The sequence below is a fragment of the Candidatus Ulvibacter alkanivorans genome (genome assembly GCF_003333325.1).
Lineage (GTDB): Bacteria > Bacteroidota > Bacteroidia > Flavobacteriales > Flavobacteriaceae > Ulvibacter_A > Ulvibacter_A alkanivorans.
Genome location: NZ_QOLC01000083.1, coordinates 1 through 4754, shown reverse-complemented (window position 1 = coordinate 4754; position 4754 = coordinate 1). Strand labels below are relative to the sequence as shown.

Below are 4754 nucleotides of genomic sequence, written 5' to 3'. Positions count from 1 at the left end.
AATTAATAATATGTAAAAATAGGCTTTTGGTTTTCCCGATGAAATAATTTTTCGCAATTTTATGCTTTCAGATAAGAAGTCTCCTCAATGTCAAACATATGAGCATGATTAATCTGACCTCCTAGTACTTTTATTATGAAACGATCGCTATTAATATTGCTGTTCTTCTTCGGAATAACCTCGCTAACCGCTCAATTTTTGGAAAAGAAATCAAACCTAACCTATTATGAAGGTTTTTTTAATTTTCATTATTCTGAAGCAGACGGAGAGATTTATCTCGAAGTACCAAAAGACCGATTGGATACAGAGTTCTTATATGTGCATTCGTTGCGAACCGGTTTGGGGTCTAACGACATTGGATTGGATCGTGGACAATTAGGCGATCAGCGTTTGGTCTATTTTACCAAATCAGGAAACAAATTACTTCTTATCCAACCAAACTTGAGGTATCGTGCCACCACCACCAACGAATTAGAACGTAGATCGATCGAAGAAGCCTTCGCTAGGTCGGTTTTGTTCGGTTTTGAAATAAAAGAGACCAAAGGCGAAAACTATATTATAGATCTTACACCCTTTTTAATGGAAGATATGCATGGTGTGGCCAATCGCTTAAAATCCGGTGAAGAAGGTACTTATAAATTAGAGAAGTCTCGCAATACTTTATGGATGGAACGCACTAAATCCTTTCCGAAGAACACCGAATTTGAGGCCATGCTTACGTTTGTTGGAGAACCAAAAGGACGTAATTTACCCAGTGTTGCTCCAGATGCCTCTTCGGTGTCAATCATCCAGCATTATAGTTTTGTAGCCCTGCCCGATGATGCCTATACCCCGAGAGAGTTCGATCCACGCAGCGGTTCTTTTTCTATTAGTTATCTCGATTACAGTACCCCTATTTGGGAACCTATAAAGAAACAATTTATCACTCGGCATCGATTGGAAAAGAAGGATCCTTCGGCTGCGGTAAGTGAGGCTAAAGAACCTATAGTCTATTATCTCGACCCCGGTACTCCCGAACCTGTTCGCTCTGCGCTGCTAGATGGCGCAAAATGGTGGGACCAAGCATTTGAAAGCATAGGTTATAAAAATGCATTTCAGGTAAAACTATTACCCAAAGACGCCGACCCAATGGATGTAAGGTACAATGTAATACAATGGGTACATAGATCTACCCGCGGATGGAGTTATGGAGGTAGTGTAATCGACCCAAGAACCGGAGAAATTATTAAAGGACATGTTAGTCTAGGAAGTTTGCGTATACGACAAGATTTTATGATTGCGCAAGCGTTGATGAATCAACCTTATGCCGAAAGAGATGACAATTACCAGCCTATGCTTGACATGGCCTTGGCTCGAATTCGCCAATTGTCGGCGCACGAAGTAGGACACACGCTGGGTTTTGCTCATAATTTCGCAGCGAGTACCAATGGGCGCGCCAGTGTCATGGACTATCCGCATCCATTAATTCAACTCAACGAGGGCCGCATCGACTTTAGCGAGGCCTACGACGCGAAAATTGGAGCATGGGATAAAGTTACTGTGGCGTATTCGTATGGTGATATTCCTAAAGGAGTTAGTGAAAAGGTGTACTTGCAAGCTATTTTAGAATCCGCCTATGCCAACGGACTTCGATACATTACCGATAGTGATGCCAGAGCCAAAGGTGGTGCTCATGTTAGTGCTCATTTATGGGATAATGGTAATAATGCTTCGGAAAGTTTGGAACAAGTCCTTGACCTAAGAGCGCATGCCATCAACAATTTCTCTGAAGACAATATTCGTACCGGTCGTCCCTACTCGGTGTTGGAAGATGTTTTTGTTCCCTTATACTTTTATCACCGGTATCAAACGGAAGCAGCTGTGAAGTTAATTGGTGGGCTCGACTATACCTATGCAGTAAAAGGATATAGTGGAACCGTGGTAAAAACGCTTCCGAAGAAAATACAAGAAGAGGCCCTGCAGGCGGTGCTAAGAACCTTACAACCAAAAGTATTGATGATTCCTGAGGAAAAGTTAGCATTATTCCCACCACGTGCCTACGGATTTTCACGATCTCGAGAATCCTTTAAGAGTGATATGGGAGTGGCATTCGACGCCTTAGGAGCTGCGGCTACTTCAGCCAATATGACCTTAAAGTTACTGCTCCACCCCGAACGTGCCAACAGACTGGTGCAACAAAAAGCCTTAGATCCTTCAACTATTGGACTTCACGAAGTGTTACAACAATTACTAGATCAAACGTTCACAAATGAGAGTGCTTCCGCTTATGAAAAGGAAGTTAGACAAGCCATACAGTTTGAGACCTTGCAACAATTGATTATCTTAGTAGCAAGCAAGCAGTCGATCGCGCAGACGAAGGCCATTACCAATGAAAGTATAGACACGCTCGCAAAAACACTTTCGAGAAATGATGATGCTTTTAGCAGACAACTGCTACGAGAAATTGCAATGTTTAGAGAAAAGCCAGAAAATTATAAGGTAGCTGCCAGTCCGAAGATCCCGGATGGGAGTCCGATTGGAAGCTTTGAATGTATCATACCAAATAAATAACCTCATGAAAAAATTAGTACTCTTACTCGTCTTTTTTGTTACGGCAACTACTGTTGCACAACGTGATGAAGCCTATGTAAACGCCAAAGTTTCAGAATTCACCACCTCCTTACAGGAGCGAGGTATCAACACATTTTTTACGACCTATCGCTATTGCCTCGGAAAGATAGAGATCATAGACCTTGGCAACGGAGAACGATGCGCTTCCAGGGGTACTTTTTACGAAGTGTATATCTTCTGGAAAGAAGAAAATGGTGACCAAATGATGAAACGTATCGACAACTGTGGTATGTTCTATAGTGTTGAAGTCAGCACACCAGATGTGGTTGGATATTATATGGATAATATGGAGCAGTTACACGAAAACAAAGTTCGCGGTTATGAAACTGCTGAGGCCAGTGACGGGCCAACGCAACGAACAGAAATTCATAATTGCTATCGAAGATTTGAGTTCACCTCTAATCGAGGGACTTCTAAACAGCAATACAATTTATTCGATCTTACAAATGAGGCCGATAATAAGAATATTCACTACGAGTATAACAACGGACTTAAAGTGGTTGCCTTAGACGGCACCATCGATATGATCATCAATGAAAACCTAGCTAGACTCCGAAGACAACAATAAGCAATCCCCATATGAACATAGACTTACGAAGTGACACGGTTACTAAACCAACCGCCGGAATGATGACTGCCATTATGCAGGCCGAAACCGGAGATGATGTATATAAGGAAGACCCAACCGTTAACAAATTAGAAGCTACTCTCGCCGATCTATTTGGCATGGATGAAGCCTTGTTCTTTCCAACGGGAAGTATGGCGAATCAAGCAGCGATAAAGTTACATACCCAACCGGGAGAGCAGTTAATATGCGATAAATGGGCACATGTATACAATTATGAAGGAGGCGGGGTTTCATTTAACAGTGGTGTCTCCTGTAAACTAATTGATGGCGATCGCGGAATGATCACAGCCAAGCAAGTAGAAGCCGCTATTAATCCACCCGATTTTTATCATAGTCCGTTGACATCCTTGGTGTGCCTTGAGAATACGACCAATAAAGGTGGTGGTGCCTGTTATGATCTTTCAGAAATAAAAAAAATAAGAGCGGTATGTGACCAACATGGATTAGGGTTACATTTGGACGGTGCCAGATTAATGAATGCAATTGTTGCAAATGAAGAAGATACCAAAGCCTACGGACAGCTCTTCGACACCATAACCATTTGTTTAAGTAAAGGATTAGGTACTCCAATGGGTACTGTCTTAATAGGAAGTAAAGACATCATGCATCATGCGATGCGGATTCGAAAAGTATTAGGAGGTGGAATGCGACAAATAGGATTTATGGCAGCTGCCGGCTTATATGCGTTAGAGCATCATGTAGAACGCTTGGCCGAGGATCATAAAAAGGCTTCAGAGATCGCTGCTGTTTTAGCAAAACAGGACTATGTCGCCAAGGTTGAGCCAACCGAAACCAATATTGTGATCTTTTATCTTTCCGAAGCCATACAATCACAGCAATTCATGGAGGAGCTATCGTCTCAAGAAATTCGTATAAGTGATATGGGGGAAGGGAAATTGCGAATGGTTACTCACTTAGATTATACCGATGTGATGCACACGCATTTATTGACGGTTCTCAATAGCATTAAAAAATAAAAGGTCTTTTTGTTCAAAAAGACCCTTCTACTTTTTTTTGGATATGGTAATACTACTCTGCTTCTTTGACTTTTGCTCCCGGAGCATTCTTCTTAACAGATTCTATTCCATTATTCATTCCAGATTCGGCAGCATACATTTGACTACTTCCGATGATCTGTCCATTGGTTGATTTTACATTAAAGTGAAATTTTCCATTCTTGGCGGTTTTTCTTTCGTAGCAATTGTCATCACCACAATTTTTTTGAACCGATTCGATACCATTCATTGCGCTAGATTTAGACGCGTACATTTGGCTAGACAATATCACCTGACCGTTTCCGGCTTTTAGTACAAAGTGGTATTTATCGCCGCTTTTCTTTAATTCAAACATAGTAGAGGTTTTTTAAATGAGTTAGAATTGACATTAATATGAGCTAAATATCGGAAAAATAGTTAACTCCATAAAAATAATAGTGTTGTCTTTTTTATATAAATTAGAGCAAATAGATAGAAACTTCTTAAAAAACAGCTTAAAACCAAGATGTTTTTATTTTTTT

General features: G+C 40.9%; 4 protein-coding genes. 3 read left to right on the top strand and 1 reads right to left on the bottom strand.

The window, feature by feature from the left end; genetic code table 11:
• Nucleotides 1–135: 135 nt before the first annotated feature.
• Genes DWA30_RS08465 through DWA30_RS08455 form a run of 3 tightly spaced genes read left to right on the top strand, consistent with a single transcriptional unit; the run spans nt 136 to nt 4215 of the window.
• A complete protein-coding gene (locus DWA30_RS08465; protein WP_114492111.1) occupies nt 136–2550 on the top strand; it encodes a zinc-dependent metalloprotease in 2415 nt (804 codons plus the stop codon).
• Between the two features lie 4 nt (nt 2551–2554).
• Complete coding sequence (locus DWA30_RS08460; protein ID WP_114492110.1) at nt 2555–3178, top strand: hypothetical protein; 624 nt, start codon at nt 2555–2557, stop codon at nt 3176–3178.
• Between the two features lie 11 nt (nt 3179–3189).
• Nucleotides 3190–4215: a threonine aldolase family protein gene (locus DWA30_RS08455; protein ID WP_114492109.1), complete on the top strand. Its 1026-nt coding sequence runs from the start codon at nt 3190–3192 to the stop codon at nt 4213–4215.
• 52 nt (nt 4216–4267) lie between these two features.
• Here DWA30_RS08455 and DWA30_RS08450 read toward each other — a convergent pair whose 3' ends face one another.
• Nucleotides 4268–4588, bottom strand: coding sequence for a YegP family protein (locus tag DWA30_RS08450; RefSeq protein ID WP_114492108.1), 321 nt, complete (start codon nt 4586–4588; stop codon nt 4268–4270).
• Nucleotides 4589–4754: the final 166 nt, after the last annotated feature.

Coding starts and splice junctions, on each gene's coding strand:
- DWA30_RS08460 (WP_114492110.1), top strand. CDS start 2,555: ATGAAAAAATTAGTACTCTTACTCGTCTTTTTTGTTACGGCAACTACT.
- DWA30_RS08450 (WP_114492108.1), bottom strand. CDS start 4,588: ATGTTTGAATTAAAGAAAAGCGGCGATAAATACCACTTTGTACTAAAA.
- DWA30_RS08455 (WP_114492109.1), top strand. CDS start 3,190: ATGAACATAGACTTACGAAGTGACACGGTTACTAAACCAACCGCCGGA.
- DWA30_RS08465 (WP_114492111.1), top strand. CDS start 136: ATGAAACGATCGCTATTAATATTGCTGTTCTTCTTCGGAATAACCTCG.